Origin of the sequence: Kribbella sp. NPDC051587 (genome assembly GCF_044453945.1) — a bacterium.
Classification (GTDB): Bacteria; Actinomycetota; Actinomycetes; order Propionibacteriales; family Kribbellaceae; genus Kribbella.
This window is the reverse complement of record NZ_JBITDE010000014.1, coordinates 155,044-173,035: the sequence shown is the minus strand read 5'-3', so window position 1 is coordinate 173,035 and position 17,992 is coordinate 155,044. Positions and strand designations below refer to the sequence as shown.

Sequence of the window (17,992 nt, the reverse complement as noted above, 5' to 3'; positions counted from 1 at the left end):
GCTCCTCCTAGGGTTGCGGCAGCGCCAGCAGGTTGCTGTCGGTGGAGCGCCAGTCGGTGTCCTGGGTGCTGCGTCCCGAGACGTGCACGAGGGTCTGCCGGAAGCGGAACGACCCGAGTCCACGGTTGAGCAACCAATCCAGGAGCGGGACCGGCACGGCGACGTCGGACTGCAAGGTCGTGTGATCGATGACGACAGCACTGGCCACGCCCTCGAACTGGATGCCGATCCACGACAGGTCGCGTTCCGGATCGCCCGAGGTGCCGAGACCGCCGGCGGTGGTGATGAGCTTGATCACTCGGGGAAGGCGTTCGACGCGGCGGTCGAGGGTCTGGCTGACGGCCTTCTCCGGGTCCACGATGACGCGGACGCCGCTGACGTCGAGCGTCACGTCGGTCCCGCCCGGTTGGGCAGGCGTGACGGTGAGGTCGAGCGTCGTACCAGCAGTGAGCTTGGCAGGCAGCGCTCCGGATACGGCGGCGGGAAGCCCGTCGGTCCAAGCCGGTAGTACCGGGACGGCCAGGTCGACCTCGCCGACGTTGAGCAGGGTGACCGTGATGGATCCGTCGGCTCCGGGCTTCTCGGTCCAGGACAACGGCGGTACGGCGGGCCTGTCCAGCCGCAGCTCGACGGGCACCTGGTGCTTGTCGTCGTCCACGCTGACGTCGACGCGTCCACGCAGTACGGCGCCAGGACCGCTCGTGGTGAGGACGGCATACACGTCGCGCAGCGCGTCGAAGTCGAAGCTCTCGGAGACCCACCAGCCGCGGACCAGATCCGGAGCCGCATGGGTGGTGATCGCACCACCAGGAAGGTCGAGCGTGCAGGTCGCCTGATGAACGGCGGGTCGTAGCTCCGCAACACCGCCACCGGGGATGTGCTTGGCGAGCTCGGCCGCTGCGGCGAACAGCCGGGCCGGCGAGGTCTGGGGAACGAGGTGGACGCCCATCAGCGCCAGCGCCCGCTCGGCGTTGGTCTGGGCATCGATGGAGCGGCCGACGGTGAAGGACAGTTCCGGCCCGTACGGCGCTTCCTCGCGCTGGCCGATCAGGAAGACGTCAGGCAGGAAGTAGAAGACGTTGCCGGCGTTCTGATCCTGGAAGTAGACGTGGTTGCGGGACGAGGGTCCGTCGGCCGGCCATGGCACGACCAGCGTGGTGAATCCCTTGGTGGCCGGCGGCTGCCCGGACGGGAACAGATACGGATGGGCTTCGATGTCGAACCGGAGCTGCAGGGCGATGTCCTGCGTGTTGCTGACCAGGACGAACCGGGGCTCGGGCTCGGGTACCGGGACTGGGTCAGGCTCATCTGGAACGGGAAAGCGGCCGGGGAAGTGTCTGCGTCTGAAGACCTCCGAGAACGGACCGTCCCCGTCCGACAACACGCCAATGTCGGGACGGCGCAGGGTTGCGCGGAGCAGGGGAGCGGCCGGTACCTCCGGCTGGACCAGCAGGCGCTGGAAGGACCGGTCGACCGCGAGCCGCTGACGGAAGTTCACCTGGTTCAGCTGGACGGCGTCCCGGATGACTTGCCGGCCCTGCCCCTCGAGCTGCACGGCCTCCCCGACGTGATCGTCGACGCGCTCCACGACGCGCTCGTCGCGGTGCCGCTCGATCAGTCGCTCCAGCTCTTCGGGGCGGGGATCCGGTCGATCCGGATCCGGGTCCGGGATCGGAACGGGCTGAAACTGTTCGGGGATCGGACTCGGCAGGGCGTTGATGACCAAGTCCGGCAGGACCACGTGCGTCCCGAGTTGATCGGGCTGAGCCACGAAGATCACGTCCGGACGCGGCCGCACCGCGGCGGCCCGGACCGCGACGGTGATGGCGCGATGGACCACCAATCGGGCGTTCTCCTCGTCGCGGAGGAAGGCGCGCAGCAGGGCGTCGCGTTCCGGCAACGTCAGCAGCAGAACGACTTCGGGCCGGTTCTGTGTGGTGCCGAACCCTGGTGTGACCTCGGCGACCGGGTAGTCGCGCGCCAACTCTCCGGCCGACGACACGCTGACCGTGAGGTCGTGCGGCAGGATCAGTGCATCGGCCCGCGCGATCTCCGGTGCTGCGAAGCTCTCCAGCCCGAACGTCATCCGCCAGCGTCCGTCCACGAGCGACGTGGTGATCTCGTAGTGGCCCGTGGCCGGCGTGACGCGGAGCCGGTAGCGGGGGAGGTAGTAGACCTTCGCGGGGTCGGCAGGGTCCTCGAACAGGACCGTGTCGTCGACCCGTCCATCGGGGCTGATCGGGACGGTGATCTGCGAGCGTGGAACGCCGGGCCGGAGCGGCCCCATCCGGCGCATGGTCTCCAGATTCGCGCTCAGGCGGGAGAATCGCCCTGGTTCAGCTCCTGGCATCGCCCTGTCCCCCTCGGTCAGGTTGGTTGCCGGTGGCCCCGTTCAGCCGCTGGGCGGCGGAGCCGGATTCTGTTCAGGTGGCTGGTCGGGCAGGACTTCCTTGCCCTGCAGCCGGTACGACGGACGCCGCTTGAGCCGTGGAACGTAGCCCGGCGGGCATTTCGACTCGCCGGGCTCGGGTGCCGACGGGGCCCGGGCGGCCTCGGGATCGGCCAGCACGCACTCGTACTCGTCGTCGGGTGCCGAGGGCAGAACCAGAGGCAAGTCGTCCCCTGCCGTCACGTCACACGCCTCCAGGTCCGCCCCAGTAGAAGTTGGAGCCCCAGCCGGTGGTGCCGGTGAAGTCGGTGGTGATGTCGTACGCCGCGGCGTTGGTCACCTGCGGCACGCCCTGGAGCCCGATCATCGTACCGCCCTCGTCGCTTTGGTACTGGAGGTTGCGCATGTACGCCGCGTTGCCCCAGCCCGCGGCGGGGAAGGCCCCGCTGCCCATCCGGGTGCTGGTCGGTTCCGGGTGGTTGTCCGCGTCGTCGACGATCTCGCCACCCCAGTCGACCCGGTCGGCCATCGAGCGCAGACCGGTGTCGTTGTAGAGGCTCGCCGGGTAGTAGCCCATCCACTCGCCGCCGATCCGGACCCACCAGTTGCCCTGGTACAGCTGGACCTTGATCAGCAGGTCGTACTGGTCGCCACCGGCGACACTCTCGGCCACCCGCATACCGGGGAACGAGGAGGTGCCGACCTGGACCCAGCCTTTGACGTCGGTGTTGTAGCCGCCGAGGTTGTCCCCGCTCTGGGAGTAGGCGTTGGTCGTGTAGTAGAGGAACAGGTGCGGCTCCCAGTCGCCGTAGATGTCCTTGTAGGTCTGGGCTCCGACCTCAAGGGTCTGCAGGGCCGCGCCACTGCCGCGGACGGTCCAGAGCTGACCGAGCGAGAACTCGTTGGACCACTGCACGTAGGGCTTCCAGGTGTTGATGTAGCCCTCGGTGCCGTAGTTGTTCACGAACTGGTACGCGTGGGCGTACTTGTGGGCCGCGCCGATCGCCGGCGGGTGCGGGTTGTCCGGCGGCGTGAACTCACGCCGATAGGGGCCCTTGGCAAGGTAATCCTGCAGCGTGCCGACCGGCCGCAGCTTGTCGACGTCCTTGCGCAGGACCGGGACGCACTCCGGCGGTCCTTGCTCGTCGGCCAGCGCGAACAGCCCACGGGCAGCCGGTACGGCGGGGCGCTCCGGATCGTGGTCCGTCTCCTTCAGCGGTGGCGGCCCGGCCGGAGCTCCGTCGGTCTGCGATGCCGCGGGCACCCAGTCGACATGGTCGCCGGCCGCGGTGGTGGTCTGCGTGATGACGTCCCGCTTGGCGTAGACGTCGAGATGGTACTGACGGATCTCTTCCAGCCGCTCGGCGGCGGCGACCGGATCGTCGTCCGCCTCGGGGCCGGCCAGCCCGAACCGGCCACTTCCCGCCTTCGCCGGTTTTGCTGCTGGATTGCGTTCGATGACGCCGATATCCATGACAAATCCTCCCCCGAGTGAGCCCCCCTCAGGATTCACTCATTCAGCGATCCTCCTCCCCGGCACCGGGCGCGTCAAGGCGGTGGAAAGGGGCCGGAATAGTTCAAGCAACGATTTGTATGAATCACCCGAAAGGGCCCGAAAGGGCACTGCCCGAGATCTCGCCAATACCGTCGGCGAGTGGCATGCTCGGGTCTGGGGAGCGGGTCCGCGCCGGGGGGCCGGGCGGCACGCCGTACAGAGCAGGGCACCAAGGGGGAAACATCGCATGACCGACACTTCGGATGCTGACGCGCGCCCGGACGGCGAGGACTTCACAGCGGCGAGCCCGGTGCGGCCAGGACCGGACGAGGCCCACGCCGCACCGAAGGAAGGCGTCGGACTCTGCCTGTCCGGCGGTGGTTTCCGGGCGATGCTGTTCCATGTCGGCGTGCTGAAGCGGCTGAACGCCGCCGGCCGGCTCCGGACCCTGGACCGGATCTCGAGTGTGTCCGGTGGGTCCATCACGGCGGGTCTGCTCGGGCTGCGCTGGAGCAAGCTGAACTTCGAGGCAGAGGTCGCCACCAACTTCGACGAGTTGATCACCGAGCCGTTGCGGGCCTTCGCTCATACCAAGGTCGATCTGCCGGCCGTCGCGGTCGGCGCGCTACTGCCGTACCTTTCCATTTCCGACCGGGTGGTCGGAAAGTTGAAAAAGCATCTTTATGGCGACGCTACGCTGCAGAGTCTGCCGGTCGCACCGCGTTTCGTCATCAATGCCACCAATCTCGAGTCCGGCGTTCTGCTCCGTTTCACCCGGGCGTACGTCGCGGACTACAAAGTCGGCCGTGTCAACAATCCGACCGTTCCGCTGGCTGATGCCGTGGCCGCGTCGTCGGCCTTTCCGCCGTTTCTGTCGCCGTTCGAACTCGACCTTTCCGATGCGCGCTGGAAGACCGAGTCCGGCAACGTGTACACGGGTGCCGGGTACCGCTCGGACATCCTGCTGACCGATGGCGGTGTCTACGACAACCTCGGCATCGAAGCGGTCTGGAAGCGATGCCGGACCGTCCTGATCAGCGACGCCAGCGGCCACATCGACGGTGACCCGGATCCGGGCCGCGACTGGGGGCACGGCATCATCCGCGTTCTGCACCTGCTGGACTCCCAGGTCCGGTCGCTGCGCCGGAGCGCCGTCGTCAGTGCGTTCAAGAGCAAGCACGACCCGCACGACGGGTTCTTCATCAGTACGCTTAGCGATCTGTCCACCTGGCCGAAGCCTGCGAAGCGCCCCTATCCGAAGGTCGACCCGGTGATCACCGGGCGGCTCGCCAAGATCAGCACCCGGCTGACCGACATGCCGGACGAGCAGCAGGAGTTGTTGATCAACTGGGGATTCGCCGCGGCCGATGCGGGTCTGCTGGCGTTCGTCGACGAGGACCTGCCGCCCGCTGAGCTGCCCTATCCGAACCGTCCGCTGGCAGAGGCCCACGATGCCTAGGTTCGTCCAGGTGGCGGAGACCGTCGACCTCAAGGACTCGGTCCGTACCGGCCGCGCCCGGGCCGCGCGACCACAGCCGGCGCGGAACCTGCTGGTTCACGACACGGTGCTGATGACTGCGTTCGCCCAGGACCCGATCGTCATGGACGCCCAACTCGGCCCGCTCTTCGCACAGATCGCCGTACCGGCTGAACGCCTGCAGCGTGGGCCGCGTGGGCATCGGTTCCACGTGGTCGATGTCGGCGTCGGGACGAATCTCGCAAGCCCGCCGGTTGTGCTGACCGACGGCGATCCGTGGAGCTACAGCGATCGCTGGGACACCGAGCATCGGCCCGCGGATCCTGCGCAGCTCGTCGACGATGCGGAGTTCCGGGCGCAGAACCTCTTCGCCGTCGCCGCTCACACGCTTGCCCTCTACGAGCAGCATCTGGGCCGGCCGATTCCCTGGTACTCGGGCTATCCGCAGCTCTACCTGGTTCCCCGCGCACGGGTCGAGGCGAACGCGTTCTACTCGCGCGAACACAACGCGGTGCTCTTCGGCTGGCTGCCCCCGATCGGGGAGCGGCCGAGTCTGTACACCGCTTTGTCGTACGACGTGATCGCGCACGAGGTGAGTCACGCGATCCTCGACGGACTCCGGCCGCGCTACACCGAGCCCGGGCTTGCGGACCAGTTGGCGTTCCACGAGGCGCTGGCCGACATCGTGGCCCTGCTGTCGGTGTTCAGCCTCAAGGATGTCGCCCGTCGACTGCTTGACGACGGCAACGGCAAGATCAAGTTCGAGACCGACGCCGAGGCGATCCGCAATCCCGATCAGGAGCTGGGACGGCAGCAGCTGGCCGAGGGGCGCGCGGCCGAACTGAAGGCCTCGCCGTTGGCCAGGCTGGCCGAGCAGATCGGTGGCCGGCGCGCCAAGCCAGCTGCGGCCGAGGGCGCCACCCCCGGCCGGTATCCGGCCTTGCGACGCTCGGTCGACCTGCCCGCATCGACTGCCTGGCTGACCGATCCCGCCTTCGACGAACCGCATCGCCGGGCCGAGATTCTGGTTGCCGCCTTCCTGCAGACCATGGTTTCCATGTGGGCCGCCCGGCTGGACCCACTGCGGGTCGACCCGGACGGCGTCGATGTCGCCCGCGTCGCCGAAGAAGGCATCAAGTCCGCGCAGCACCTGCTCGGCATGGTGTTGCGAGCACTGGACTATCTCCCGCCGGTCGAGCTCGAGTTCGCCGACGTGATCGACGCGGTGCTCACCGCGGACACCCGCCTGGCGGCCGACGACGAACACGGCTACCGCGACAAGCTGTCCGCGGCGTTCGCGAGCTTCGGCATCGTCCCGCCGTCGCATCAGATGGTCGACGAGGACGGCGTCGCCGCGCCGACTCCGGACAAGGCCCAGGCGAACGGCAAAGCGCCGTACAAGGCAGACCCGGACGCCAAGGCGAAGGTGGGGATCCGCTACGAGCACCTCAACCTGGCGGCGCTGCGCACCTCGCCCGAGGAGATCTACCAGTTCATCTGGAACAACGCCGGCGCGCTGCAGATCGACGTCCGGCTGACGACACGGGTCGAGCGAGTTCTCGGCAGTACCCGGGCCGGGCCGGACGGTCTGATCCTCACCGAGACCATCGCCGACTACATCCAGGTCATCCATACGACGGCCGCCAACCTGCCGCCCGGGATCGAGGCGCCGGAGGGATTCCCCGACGATGCCCCGATCGAGTTGCTGGGTGGGGGAGTGCTGGTCTTCGACCAGTTCGGGCGCTTCCGGCTGCATCAGCGCAAGCCCGTGCTCGACATCGAGCGGCAGAACCGGCGGCTGAAGTACCTCTTCGAGCACGGGATCCTGGACCGCGACGGAGGCCTCGGAACCTCCGACGGGCAAGGGGACAAGCGACGATTCGCCTTGCTGCACGACGACACCGACATGGACGAGCAATGAGCGGGCAAGCGCGCAGCGTCCGGTTGCGCGCCTACAACGTGGGGTTCGGCGACTGCCTCCTGCTGACCGTGACCTACGGGTCGCCGCTGCCGGACGGGGGCCGGGAGCGGCACATGCTCATCGACTTCGGCAGCGTCTCGAGAGCTGATGACGGCCCCCGGCTCACGCAGGTGGCCGAGTGCATCTCCGAGCATTGCGGTGGCCGGCTCGACGCTGTGGTGGCAACGCATCGGCATCGCGATCATGTGGCCGGGTTCGGTGACCGGATCGCCGGCAAGACCCTTGACGGGTTGAACCCGGGGATCGTCATCCGGCCCTGGACCGACGTACCGGAAAGTGATCGTGAAGACCCACGTCACGGGCTCGACGACAACCAGCGGCACCTGCTCGGCGTACTGGATCAGTTGCCCGCCCAGGCCGAACGTCTGAGTGCGCTGGCCTTCGACAGTGCAGCGCAGGCCAAGCGGGCTGGGATCCTGACCGAACTCGGGTTCAGCAACGCCGAAGCCATTGCTCGCCTTGAGACCTGGGCCGGGGAGGGACAGGGGCACTACGTCACGGCCGGCGACACACTGGACCTCGCAGATCGGTTGCCAGGTGTGAAAATCCAGGTGCTGGGGCCGCCGAGCCTGCACGACGTGCCCAACCTGACCCGGTACGCCAAGGAGTCGGAGGAGTACTGGCTCGGTCTGGCCGGAGACGGCGACCTGGCCAACATGGTGCAGCCAGCTGGTACGGCGACGCTCTCGCGCGCCCGGCGTGTTCTTGCCGAGCCAGGCGGTGCCGGCTCGGCCGAATGGTTGCTGCGGAACCTCAACGAACGCCGGATCTCGCAAGGCCTGGAGATCGTCGAGGCCCTGGACGACGTCCTCAACAACACCAGCGTCATCCTGCTCATCACCATCGGCAGTCGCCGCCTGCTGCTGCCAGGCGACGCCCAGGCCGAGAACTGGTCACTCACCCTCGATCAGATCGCGGGCCGCGACGGCCGCCCACTCGCGACCGCACTCAGCAAGGTCGATCTCTACAAGGTCGGTCACCACGGCAGCCGCAACGCCACTCCCAAACGCCTGACCCGGCACTGGGAACAGTTCGCACCAGCCGGCCACACGGTCGTCTCGGTGCTCTCGACCAAGAAAGGTGTCTTCGAGAAGAGCATCGAAGGCGCCGTACCCAAGCAAGAGCTCATCGACGGCCTCGCCAAGTTCGGCCCGGTGCACAGCACCGACGACCTGGACCCCGACGTCTGGTGGATGGACCTCGAAGCCCCCACCCGCGGCAAAGCCACCTTCACCTACACCGCGGGCCCGAGCATGCCCACCTGACCTACGGATGGTTCCGATAAGCCTGCTGTTCCAGCAGGCGCTGCACCTCGAAGCCGACGCTGTCGATCCTGTCGATGATCTGGACAGCGTCGCCGGTCTCCTCCCGCCGCACCGCCCACTGCAAGTCGGTCAGTTCCCGCGCGAGATGCTCGAGTACCTGGTCGCCAAGGCCGTTCCACAGCGCGGCGCCCAGTGAGCGCATCGTCAAGGTCGCGGCCTGCACTGCTGAGCACCATGCCTGCGTGTGCTGCCGCAGCTCGCGCAGGTCGTCTCCGGAGAGGTTTGCCTGAGCCGCGGTCTGCCAGTCCACACCGAGCCTGCCCAGGCTGCCGGCCCTCAGGAGTTCGCTGAGGATGGTCGCGCGTTCGTCGAACTCGAGCGCCTCGCGGGTCGCCGTGGCGACGCCCTCACCCGGCTTCGGGATGACCTCCTCCACTAATGTCTTGGACACCTCCTTGGCAACTTCCCCCAGGACGGCATACACCGCGGCGCCGGCCAACGGGCCAGCAGGCGGTATCGCGGTAGCGACCAGACCGCCGACAAGTGCGGCCAGACCTACGCGGCCGACAACCCACAAGCCCCGCCCGACAGCCCGGGCAAGGCGGTCCCTGCGTCGAACCGTGGAAGGGACCTCGTCGCCCAGTTCGAGAAGCCGCGTCCCCAGGTCGAACAAGTAGGACCTCAGCACTTCGTAGGAGTCCGGAGTGGGCTTGGTCGCGAAGGCAGCAGTGGCGCGTAACAGGTCGTCGGCGAACTCTGCGGCCGACGGATCTCCCTGATAGCCCGACCTGTCCAGGAGCCCTGTCCAGTCGATCAACAGGAGTTGGCCGAGCTGGCTCCGTAGCGAACGATCTCGCCACGATCCACCGGCGCCTCGCGTGAGGTAGCGCAGCCGGTCGTCCCGGGACAGGTGCACAAGCACTCCACCAAGATCAGCTGCGATCTCCGTCAGGAAGGCCGGATCGTCGACAGGTTCGCTCAACCGCCCCCTGAAATCGCTGTGCGTCCGCAACAGCTCCGCAGCCAGATCCTGCAGTTCGTACTCATGCCCTTCGTCGTGCTCCATCGCCGCCCCCTGATGCTTGTCCCGCCCCTTGCCCCCAGGCTAGGGCGGTTCTGACGGTTTGGGACCGGCTCGAGCCGCGTTGCGGTGAGACCGCGATGGTGAAGACTGGGCAGCACGGTTTCGACCAAGGCGGGGGAGTCCTCCATGACCGACAGCAGTCCGCGCATCGACCGGCTGTTCGATGAGTACCGCGACAGTGGGGCGAACGCGGTCGACGAGTTCTGGCGGGAGGTGACTGCGAGCGGTACGCCGTTGATCGAAGCGCCTGATGAGGACAGCGCGCTGGTCACGTTCGTCTGGCGTGGTTCAGCCGAGTCGACGAAGGTCTACTGGGGTGTCGACCTGTCGCTGGAGCGGTTCGGGGAGACGGACCTCTGGTACGGGTCGGTGCGGTTGCCCCTGGATCTGCGGTCGATCTACTTCATCGGTCACGACGGCACAGACGACGTACCGAAGGAAGACACCGGCAGCGGCGCGGCTCACGTCGACGCTCTCAATCCGGAGACCGTCTACTTTCCTGGGGATCCTCGGGACGAGACCGACTACGACGCCTGGGCCTCCTTGCTCGAGCTGCCTGGCGCGCCGGACGATGCCTGGTCCGTGCGGACGGACGCTCCGCACGGCTCAATGACTGACGAGCTCCTGCCCAGTACGGCGCTCGACGCGACTCGTGGTGTGTCGGTCTATCTCCCACCGGGTGTCCCGACCGACGGACTGCCGTTGCTGGTGGTCTTCGACGGCTACCTCGGAAAGACCTTGCTGCGGATCCCGGAGACGCTCGACAACCTCATTGCGGCCGGCAAGATTCCGCCGCTGGTGGCCTTGCTCGTCGGTGGCCGGTCCGACCAGCGAACCGACGAGCTCACGCCCACTCGGCCGATCCTCGACTTCGTGACTGGCGAACTGGTGCCCTGGGCCCGCCGCCGCTGGCGCGTCAGCGAGGATCCGGCCCAGTGCGTCATCAGCGGTTGCTCCCTCGGCGGACTGACCGCAGCGTTCATCGGCCTGCGTGCCCCCGAAATCTTCGGTGCGGTCATCTCCCAGTCCGGAAGCTTCTGGTGGCCCGCTCCCGAGAACGGCGAGCCCCATTGGCTGATCCGCCGGTACGCCGCCGAGCCGGTCAAGCCCCTCCGCATCTACCTCGACATCGGCGATCGAGAGACACGGCCCGGTCCGGGTGATGGACCCTCGCAGCTCGAGGTCAACCGCACGATGCGCGACACCCTGCTGGACCGCGGGTACGACGTGACCTACGCCGAGTACCGCGGTGGTCACGACTACGTCAACTGGCGACGAACCTTCGCGGACGGCCTGATCGCCGTACTCGGCCGTTGACCTCGTCTCGTGGGGACTGCTCAGGGTTGGTTGGGGAGCAGTTCGTGGAGGAGGACGCGGACGCGGGTGTCGATCTCGTCGCGGATGGGTCGGACGGCGTCGACGCCTTGGCCGGCGGGGTCATCGAGTTTCCAGTCGAGGTAGCGCTTGCCCGGGAAGTAGGGGCACTCGTCGCCGCAGCCCATGGTGATGACGACGTCGGAGGCTTGGACCGCGTCCTCGGTGAGGGGTTTGGGGTATTCCTTGGAGATGTCGAGGCCCAGCTCCGCCATGGCTTCGACGACGGCCGGGTTGAGCTGGTCGGCGGGTTGAGATCCAGCGGACCGTACGACGACGCGCCCTGCCGCGTGGTGGTCGAGAAGTGCCGCGGCCATTTGGGAGCGACCTGCGTTGTGGACGCAGACGAAGAGGACCTCAGGGATGTCAGGCATGGTGCTCCGGTACGGCGAGGAGTTGTGAGATCCACTCCAGCCGCGCGGGGATGGGCCAGTAGTAGACCCAGGTGCCGCGCCGCTCGCAGTCGACGAGACCTGCTTCGCGCAGGACGCGCAGGTGATGCGAGATGGTCGGGCCGGAGACGTCGAAGTGGGGCGTGATGTCGCAGACGCACACTTCCTGACCGGCCGAGGCGATGATCGACATCAGCCGCAACCGGATCGGGTCGGCCAGTGCTTTGAAGATCGCGGCGCCGTCACCAGCCGCCGTGGCGTTCAGGGGTGCCACCGAGATCGGGGTGCAGCAGGCCTGCTGTTTCGACATGTGTCTATCTTGACTTCTGTCTAATCAGGATGCAACTGTTGATTAGATGAACATCAAGACAGTCATGTGGGGAGAGCGATCGTGAGTGAGACAAATCCGGTGGTGGTCATCGGTGCGGGTCCGGTCGGCCTGGCCGCCGCTGCGCATCTGGCCGAGCGGGAGGTTGACTTCGTCGTACTGGAGTCGGGGCCGGGAGTCGCGGCGGCGATCGAGGAGTGGCGGCACGTGAGGCTGTTCAGTCCGTGGCGCTATGACATCGACTCGGCCGCGCGGCGGCTCTTGGAGCAGGCCGGTGGCTGGAGCGAGCCCGACCTCGGCACGCTGCCGACCGGCGGCGACCTGATCGATTCCTATCTCGAACCGCTCACCAAGACTCCCCAACTGACCGACCGCATCCGGTACGGCGCTGAGGTAGCCGCGGTCACGCGGGTCGGGTTCGACCGGATCCGCACCGACGGTCGCGACACGGCGCCGTTCCTGATCCGCCTTGCCGATGGCACCGAACTGCTGGCGTCCGCGGTGATCGACGCGACCGGGACCTGGCGGCGCCCGAATGTCCTCGGCGGCTCCGGTATCCCCGCGCGGGGTGAGGCGGCCGCCGCGGATCACATCGCCCACGCGCTGCCCGACGTGCTGGGTCGCGACCGTGAGCGCTTCGCAGGACGCCGTACGGCGGTCCTCGGTGCCGGGCACTCGGCGTCGACAACGTTGCTGGAGTTGGGCGAACTGGCCGACGAGGTAGCGGGAACCGAGGTGCTGTGGGTCGTGCGCGGCACTGACCAGGCGCGCACGTACGGCGGCGGCGAGGCCGACGAACTACCCGCTCGAGGGGCACTGGGGACGCGCCTCAAGAAGCTGGTGCAGTCCGGCCGAATCACGCTGGTCAGCAGCTTCCGCACCGAGGAACTGGTACCCACCACTAACGGCCGCGTGGAGCTTGTCGCCGGCGATCAGCGCGTCGTCGTGGACACCGTCGTGAACTCGACCGGCTTCCGCCCCGACCACGACATGGTCGCCGAACTGCGCCTCGATCTCGACCCGATCCTGGGCTCCACCCGCGCCCTCGCCCCACTCATCGACCCGAACCAGCACTCCTGCGGAACCGTGCCCCCGCACGGCGTCGACGAACTCACCCACCCCGAACCCGGCTACTACGCCATCGGCGCCAAGTCCTACGGCCGCGCCCCGACCTTCCTCCTGGCCACCGGCTACGAACAGGCCCGCTCGATCGTGGCTGCCCTGGCCGGCGACTGGCAGGCAGCCCGCGACGTTCAGCTCGATCTCCCCGAAACCGGCGTCTGCTCCTCCAACCTCCTTCTGCCAGTCATCGACAACAACACAGCCAACCAATCAGGCTGCTGCAACTGACCACGGCAGCAGGTTCGCCGTACCGGTGGTCTGTACCTTCCGCAACTGCTGCGTCATCCTGAACTGAACAGGAAGAGGGCTGATGCACCACCTGGATGCCGCAAGAGACCTGTCCGCAGCGCGGGATCTACCGTCGATCGCGGTCGTCGTCCGAACCGTCGCGCGGGCGATGACCGGCGCTCAGGGGGTGACGTTCGTGCTGCGTGAGGACGGCAACTGCTTCTACGCGGACGAGGACGCGATAGCGCCGCTCTGGAAGGGGCAGCGCTTTCCGTTGTCCACGTGCATCAGCGGCTGGGCGATGCTCAACGATGCGACCGCGGTGATCCCCGACATCACGCTGGACCCACGGATCCCGCAAGCGGCGTACCGGCCGACCTTCGTGCGCAGCCTGGCCATGGTGCCCGTGGGCTCGCCACTGCCGGTCGCCGCGATCGGCGCCTACTGGTCCCGGGCTCGTCGCCCACCCGCCGCAGCCGTCGCGGCCCTCCAACAGATCGCCGCCCTAACCGCCACAGCCATGAACCGCATCGACCTAACCACCGCCCCCTGGGCCCCCAACTTCGCCCTCCACCCCACCCCAGCCGACTGACCCGCCCTCGCGAGTCCTTACGTCCGAAGACCCGCAGTGCGTGGTCGGCGTGTTTTCGGACGCTGTGAGGTGGGCCGGCACAACGCGACTCGCGCGGATCGGGCGCAGGTTGGTTGAGGCGGACCTGAGCCACTCACCAACCCGTCCAGAGCTGTCCCCACAGTGTGCGCTGAGCGTGAACGACGCGGTCCGCGCAGAGTTGATGAGTGGTGGCGGTCCGCCCCGGCTGCTGCGGATCACCACGAATAGAGTTCGTGGCGGCCGGGTACCCATCACGGCGCTTGGACAGCTGAGAGAAGGAGAGCCGGATGGCGGTCTGGTTGCAGGCCGGTCTGTGGGGATTGCTTGCGGGCGGTGCGCTGGTGATCGGCGCTGCTGCGGCCTGGTTCCTCGCCGTTCCCCGGGGAGTGGTCGCCGGCATCATGGCCTTCGGCGCCGGGGTGCTGATCTCCGCGCTGGCCTTCGACCTCGTCGACGAAGCCGAGACCACCGGTGGGCTGATGCCCACGGTCATCGGGTTTCTCGGCGGAGCCGGCGTGTACGTCGCCGCCAACGTCGTACTGGCTCGGCGGGGTGGACGGCACCGCAAGCGGTCGCAGGACCAGCAACCGTCGGAGGCGGAGCAGCGGGGGAGCGGTGCCGCGATCGCCGTCGGTGCCCTGCTGGACGGCATTCCGGAATCGGTGGTGCTCGGCCTGTCTTTGCTCAGCGGTCAAGGCATCGGGGTCGCCGTCCTCGTCGCGATCTTCATCTCCAACCTGCCCGAAGGTCTGTCGAGTGCCGCCGGAATGAAGCGAAGCGGCCGGCCCGCGAGCTATGTCTTCGGTGTGTGGGTGGCCATCGCGGTCGCCAGCGGCCTCGCGGGCCTGCTCGGGGTGCTCCTGCTCGACGGCGCATCCCCGGCCACCGTGGCCGTCATCACCGCCGTCGCCGCGGGCGCGATCCTCGCGATGATCGCGGACACGATGATCCCCGAGGCGTTCGAGCGAACCCAGCTCTACACCGGCCTGATCGCCACCATCGGATTCATCACCGCCTTCACCGTCGAGCGACTGGGCTAGGCGGCCCTCCACCTGCAGGGAGGCACGGCGTCCAAGGGGTGGGCTGGCACTTCCGGGCCGGTAGGGGCCGGTGTCACCATGCGAACGTTGGCATATCAGGAGGCGCGTGTCGGTCGATGAGCCTTGCGAGTTATCCCGCGGTGACGGTGACTGCGATCGCGATGTCGCAGGAGCGGAATGACCTGCGTGATATCGCTCGCGTTCAGTGGTCGGCCCCTCACGGTGAGTCGGAAGACAGCTCGATCGACGACGTCATCCGATGGCTCGAGCACAGTGCCGGGATCGCCTACGTCAGGCAGGCTGACGGGAGCCGTGGGCCGCGCATCCGGGTCGTCGCCGCGAACACTCAGCGCTACATTGCCAGCAACCCTGATGACGAAGCGGCCGATGCGCTGCTGACCCTGCCCCGGATTGACTCGGCGGCACCTCCCGATCGACGGTCCAGGTCCCGCCGGGCCGCCCGCCAACCGGGATGGCTCTGGGCCCCCGGAAGGCGAGCTAGACCAGCAATGTAGTGGTGTTAGGGGCGGACCTGGATGATGGTCTTGCCCTTGACCCGCTCGGACGGGTTGAAAGCAGCCACCGCGTCGTCCAGGGACGCGACCGTCCCGATGACCGTGCGCAGCCGCCCGGCCCGCACCCGCTGGGCGATCTCACTGAGCTGCAGACGGTCGGCCTCGACGACGAAATCGATCGCCAGACCGTCAGCCGGCGGTGTCTCGGCCGGCCCGGCGATGGTCACCAGCGTTCCGCCCGCGCGGACCAGACCTGCGGACTGCTTCTGGATCTCACCACCGAAGATGTCGAACACCAAGTCCACGGCACCGACGTCGGCCAGCGAATCCTCCTGCAGATCGACGAACTCGTGCGCACCGAGGTCCAGCGCGGTCTGCCGATCACCGGCACGCCCGGTGCCGATCACGTACGCGCCCGCATCGCGGGCGAACTGCGTCACCATCGAGCCGACACCACCTGCGGCGCCGTGGACGAGCACGCTCTGCCCCACCTGAAGGCGACCGTGCACGAACAAACCCTGCCACGCGGTCAATCCCGAGATCGGAAGACTCGCACCCACCGCGAAGTCGAGGTCACCCGGCAGGGGAGCGAGGTTCCGTGCCTCGACTGCGACGTACTCGGCCAACGTTCCGTCACGCGTCCAGTCCGCGAGTCCGAACACTCGCTGGCCCACCGACAAACCCCTGGTGCCATAACCGAGCGCACAGACCACACCCGCGACCTCGTGCCCGGGAACCGACGGCGTCCGGTCCCGCCCCAGACGGTCGGTCCACGTGGTGTCCCAGTCCAGTTCGCCCGGAGTGAACCCCGACGCGTGAACCTCAACCAGTACGTCGTTCCCCGCGGCCTCCGGCTGCGGATGCTCCGCCAGCTTCATCCCGGCCGTTCCTGCGGCCTGATCCGTCACCAGGATCGCCTTCATCGCGCACCTTCCTCTGTCCAGCCCCCTGAACGCGTGTCAGTCCAGGCGTTTGAACGCTAATCCGCCCGCACCGGCGGATCTGGATCCACTTCAAGCCGCCGAACGGGAACCAATCGGGCTAGCGGAGGGCTCGCACCAAAGCGTCCAGCGCACCTGACCAGCCGCTGGCCGAAGGCGCAGCGAATCCGACGGCCACGCCATCGCGGTCCGATGCGGATCCAGGGTTGCGGAACAGTGCGAGGGGCTCGACCGCGAGCTGTTCACGCGCGGCACGCCGTACAAGCTCTGCACCGCTGCGACCGGGCTGTTCGAGCAGGACATGCAGGCCGGCGGACATCCCGGTCACGCGCGTCGTGGGGCACTCCCGGCCGATGGTCTCGACCAACTGCTGGAGCCTGCGCCGGTACTGCGTGCGCATAGCGCGGATGTGCCGGTCGTAAGCCCCCGACTCGATGAAGTCGGCCATCGCCAGTTGGTTGACGAATCCAACGGATTCCTCCGCCCACCCCTTCTCCTCGACGATCGGACCGACCAGCCGATCCGGTACGACGAGCCAGCCCACGCGCAGCCCAGGAGCCAGCGACTTGCTCGCGGTCCCCAGGTACACGACACGATCGTGGTCCAGCCCTTGCAACGCACCGACGGGGGATCGGTCGTACCGGAACTCACCGTCGTAGTCGTCCTCGATGATCAGCGTGCCCCGCCGACGTGCCCAGTCCACCGCCGCCGCCCGCCGATCGGACTGCAGAGCCACGCCCAAGGGAAACTGGTGCGACGGCGTGAGCACCACCGCGCCCACATCGGGAATCTCGTCCAGGGCAGCCAGCTCGGCACCGTCGGCGTCGACGGGAAGCAGCACGGGTTCGAGCCCAGCCTTCAGCAGCGCCGGCCGCTGCGTGTGAAGGCAGAACTCCTCGATCGCGACCTTGGTAACCCCGGCCTTCGCGAGCACCGCAGCAACAAGCCGCAGCCCTTCCGCAGCCCCGCTGCACACCACGACGTTATCCGCGTGCGCCTGCAAGCCCCTGGCCCGCGCGAGGTACCGGGCCACAGCCTCGCGCAGTTCACTTCGCCCCTGCGGATCGAGGTATCCGAACGCCTCGAACGGTGCGTTGCTCACCGTGCGCTTCACAGCCCGAACCCACTCATCCCGGGGGAACGACGACAGATCCGGATACCCAGGCCGCAGATCATGCACCAGCCGCGGCCGGCTCGCCGGAACCCGCGGCCGCGCCCGTTTCGTCGTGAGCTCCGCCGACCGGCGCGACACCTCGGTCCCCGAGCCATGCAGCGCCGTCAGCCATCCCTCGTTGATCAGCTCGGAGTAGACCCGAACAACAGTGCTGCGCCCCACCCCAAGATCCGCCGCCAACACCCGACTAGGCGGCAACCGAGTCCCCGCCGCCAACCGCTCGCTCCGAATCGCCTCCCGAAACGCGTCCATCAGACCGGCCCGAACATTCCGCCCACCGCCGCCAACAGCCCCCAAATGCAGGTCAAGCCCCGCCACTCGCGCACCACGGCTCGCCGGCTCACCCACGTCGCCCAACGATACGGCCCAACCGACCAAAGCTGGATGGAGGTGAGGGCTGGTCGGGCGGGTGTTGTGGGAGCAGACTCGGTGGTGGGGGTGCTCTGTGCTGTGTCGAAGCCAGGGCCGTAAGGACGTTGGGGGATGGCATGACAGGACCAGTGCGTGTTGACGAGGGTGGAGTACTCGCTCACTACGCCGACTGGCGGAGTCGGACGGCTGGGAGAGCGGTTGC

At 67.9% G+C, this 17,992-nt stretch carries 15 protein-coding genes; 7 read left to right on the top strand and 8 right to left on the bottom strand.

The features are described from left to right. Nucleotides 1-7: 7 nt before the first annotated feature. The 3 genes from ACIA49_RS35530 to ACIA49_RS35520 are packed head-to-tail and all read right to left on the bottom strand — an operon-like array spanning nucleotide 8 to nucleotide 3,863. Nucleotides 8-2,350 (bottom strand): hypothetical protein, encoded by a 2,343-nt coding sequence (locus ACIA49_RS35530; protein WP_396382580.1) that lies wholly within the window; start codon nucleotides 2,348-2,350, stop codon nucleotides 8-10. 42 nt (nucleotides 2,351-2,392) lie between these two features. Continuing rightward, a complete protein-coding gene (locus ACIA49_RS35525; RefSeq protein ID WP_396382579.1) occupies nucleotides 2,393-2,614 on the bottom strand; it encodes a hypothetical protein in 222 nt (73 codons plus the stop codon). A gap of 19 nt (nucleotides 2,615-2,633) precedes the next feature. Continuing rightward, complete coding sequence (locus ACIA49_RS35520) at nucleotides 2,634-3,863, bottom strand: neprosin family prolyl endopeptidase (protein WP_396382577.1); 1,230 nt, start codon at nucleotides 3,861-3,863, stop codon at nucleotides 2,634-2,636. A 268-nt stretch (nucleotides 3,864-4,131) separates the two neighbouring features. Between ACIA49_RS35520 and ACIA49_RS35515 the strand changes: the two genes are divergently transcribed. Genes ACIA49_RS35515 through ACIA49_RS35505 form a run of 3 tightly spaced genes read left to right on the top strand, consistent with a single transcriptional unit; the run spans nucleotide 4,132 to nucleotide 8,607 of the window. After that, a complete protein-coding gene (locus ACIA49_RS35515) occupies nucleotides 4,132-5,343 on the top strand; it encodes a patatin-like phospholipase family protein (protein ID WP_396382576.1) in 1,212 nt (403 codons plus the stop codon). Next, entirely contained in the window at nucleotides 5,336-7,282 is a 1,947-nt protein-coding gene (locus tag ACIA49_RS35510; RefSeq protein WP_396382575.1) for a hypothetical protein, read from the top strand. Before ACIA49_RS35515 ends, ACIA49_RS35510 begins: the two co-directional genes overlap by 8 nt. Further along, nucleotides 7,279-8,607, top strand: coding sequence for a hypothetical protein (locus ACIA49_RS35505; RefSeq protein WP_396382574.1), 1,329 nt, complete (start codon nucleotides 7,279-7,281; stop codon nucleotides 8,605-8,607). The genes ACIA49_RS35510 and ACIA49_RS35505 overlap by 4 nt, the downstream gene beginning before the upstream one ends. A gap of 1 nt (nucleotide 8,608) precedes the next feature. Here ACIA49_RS35505 and ACIA49_RS35500 read toward each other — a convergent pair whose 3' ends face one another. Next, nucleotides 8,609-9,673, bottom strand: a complete 1,065-nt coding sequence (locus ACIA49_RS35500; RefSeq protein ID WP_396382572.1) for a hypothetical protein — start codon at nucleotides 9,671-9,673, stop codon at nucleotides 8,609-8,611. Between the two features lie 144 nt (nucleotides 9,674-9,817). Between ACIA49_RS35500 and ACIA49_RS35495 the strand changes: the two genes are divergently transcribed. After that, nucleotides 9,818-11,008 (top strand): alpha/beta hydrolase-fold protein, encoded by a 1,191-nt coding sequence (locus ACIA49_RS35495; RefSeq protein ID WP_396382571.1) that lies wholly within the window; start codon nucleotides 9,818-9,820, stop codon nucleotides 11,006-11,008. Between the two features lie 20 nt (nucleotides 11,009-11,028). Here the strand turns inward: ACIA49_RS35495 and ACIA49_RS35490 are convergent, their stop codons facing one another. Both ACIA49_RS35490 and ACIA49_RS35485 read right to left on the bottom strand, forming a co-directional pair. After that, complete coding sequence (locus ACIA49_RS35490; protein ID WP_396382570.1) at nucleotides 11,029-11,439, bottom strand: arsenate reductase ArsC; 411 nt, start codon at nucleotides 11,437-11,439, stop codon at nucleotides 11,029-11,031. Beyond that, nucleotides 11,432-11,767: an ArsR/SmtB family transcription factor gene (locus tag ACIA49_RS35485; RefSeq protein WP_396382569.1), complete on the bottom strand. Its 336-nt coding sequence runs from the start codon at nucleotides 11,765-11,767 to the stop codon at nucleotides 11,432-11,434. Before ACIA49_RS35485 ends, ACIA49_RS35490 begins: the two co-directional genes overlap by 8 nt. A gap of 81 nt (nucleotides 11,768-11,848) precedes the next feature. On the opposite strand from ACIA49_RS35485, the gene ACIA49_RS35480 reads away from it, so the two are divergent. The 3 genes from ACIA49_RS35480 to ACIA49_RS35470 all read left to right on the top strand — a co-directional run bounded on the left by ACIA49_RS35480 (nucleotide 11,849) and on the right by ACIA49_RS35470 (nucleotide 14,788). Beyond that, the gene (locus tag ACIA49_RS35480) at nucleotides 11,849-13,135 is read left to right on the top strand and encodes an FAD-dependent oxidoreductase (RefSeq protein ID WP_396382567.1); all 1,287 of its coding nucleotides are present in this window, start codon (nucleotides 11,849-11,851) and stop codon (nucleotides 13,133-13,135) included. A gap of 82 nt (nucleotides 13,136-13,217) precedes the next feature. Beyond that, the gene (locus tag ACIA49_RS35475; protein ID WP_396382565.1) at nucleotides 13,218-13,727 is read left to right on the top strand and encodes a GAF domain-containing protein; all 510 of its coding nucleotides are present in this window, start codon (nucleotides 13,218-13,220) and stop codon (nucleotides 13,725-13,727) included. Between the two features lie 308 nt (nucleotides 13,728-14,035). Next, a complete protein-coding gene (locus ACIA49_RS35470) occupies nucleotides 14,036-14,788 on the top strand; it encodes a ZIP family metal transporter (RefSeq protein WP_396382564.1) in 753 nt (250 codons plus the stop codon). Nucleotides 14,789-15,308: 520 nt separating this feature from the next. Here the strand turns inward: ACIA49_RS35470 and ACIA49_RS35465 are convergent. Then, a complete protein-coding gene (locus tag ACIA49_RS35465; RefSeq protein WP_396382563.1) occupies nucleotides 15,309-16,226 on the bottom strand; it encodes an NADP-dependent oxidoreductase in 918 nt (305 codons plus the stop codon). Between the two features lie 118 nt (nucleotides 16,227-16,344). Further along, on the bottom strand, nucleotides 16,345-17,670 hold the full coding sequence (locus tag ACIA49_RS35460) for a PLP-dependent aminotransferase family protein (protein WP_396382664.1): 1,326 nt from the start codon (nucleotides 17,668-17,670) through the stop codon (nucleotides 16,345-16,347). Nucleotides 17,671-17,992 lie beyond the last annotated feature (322 nt).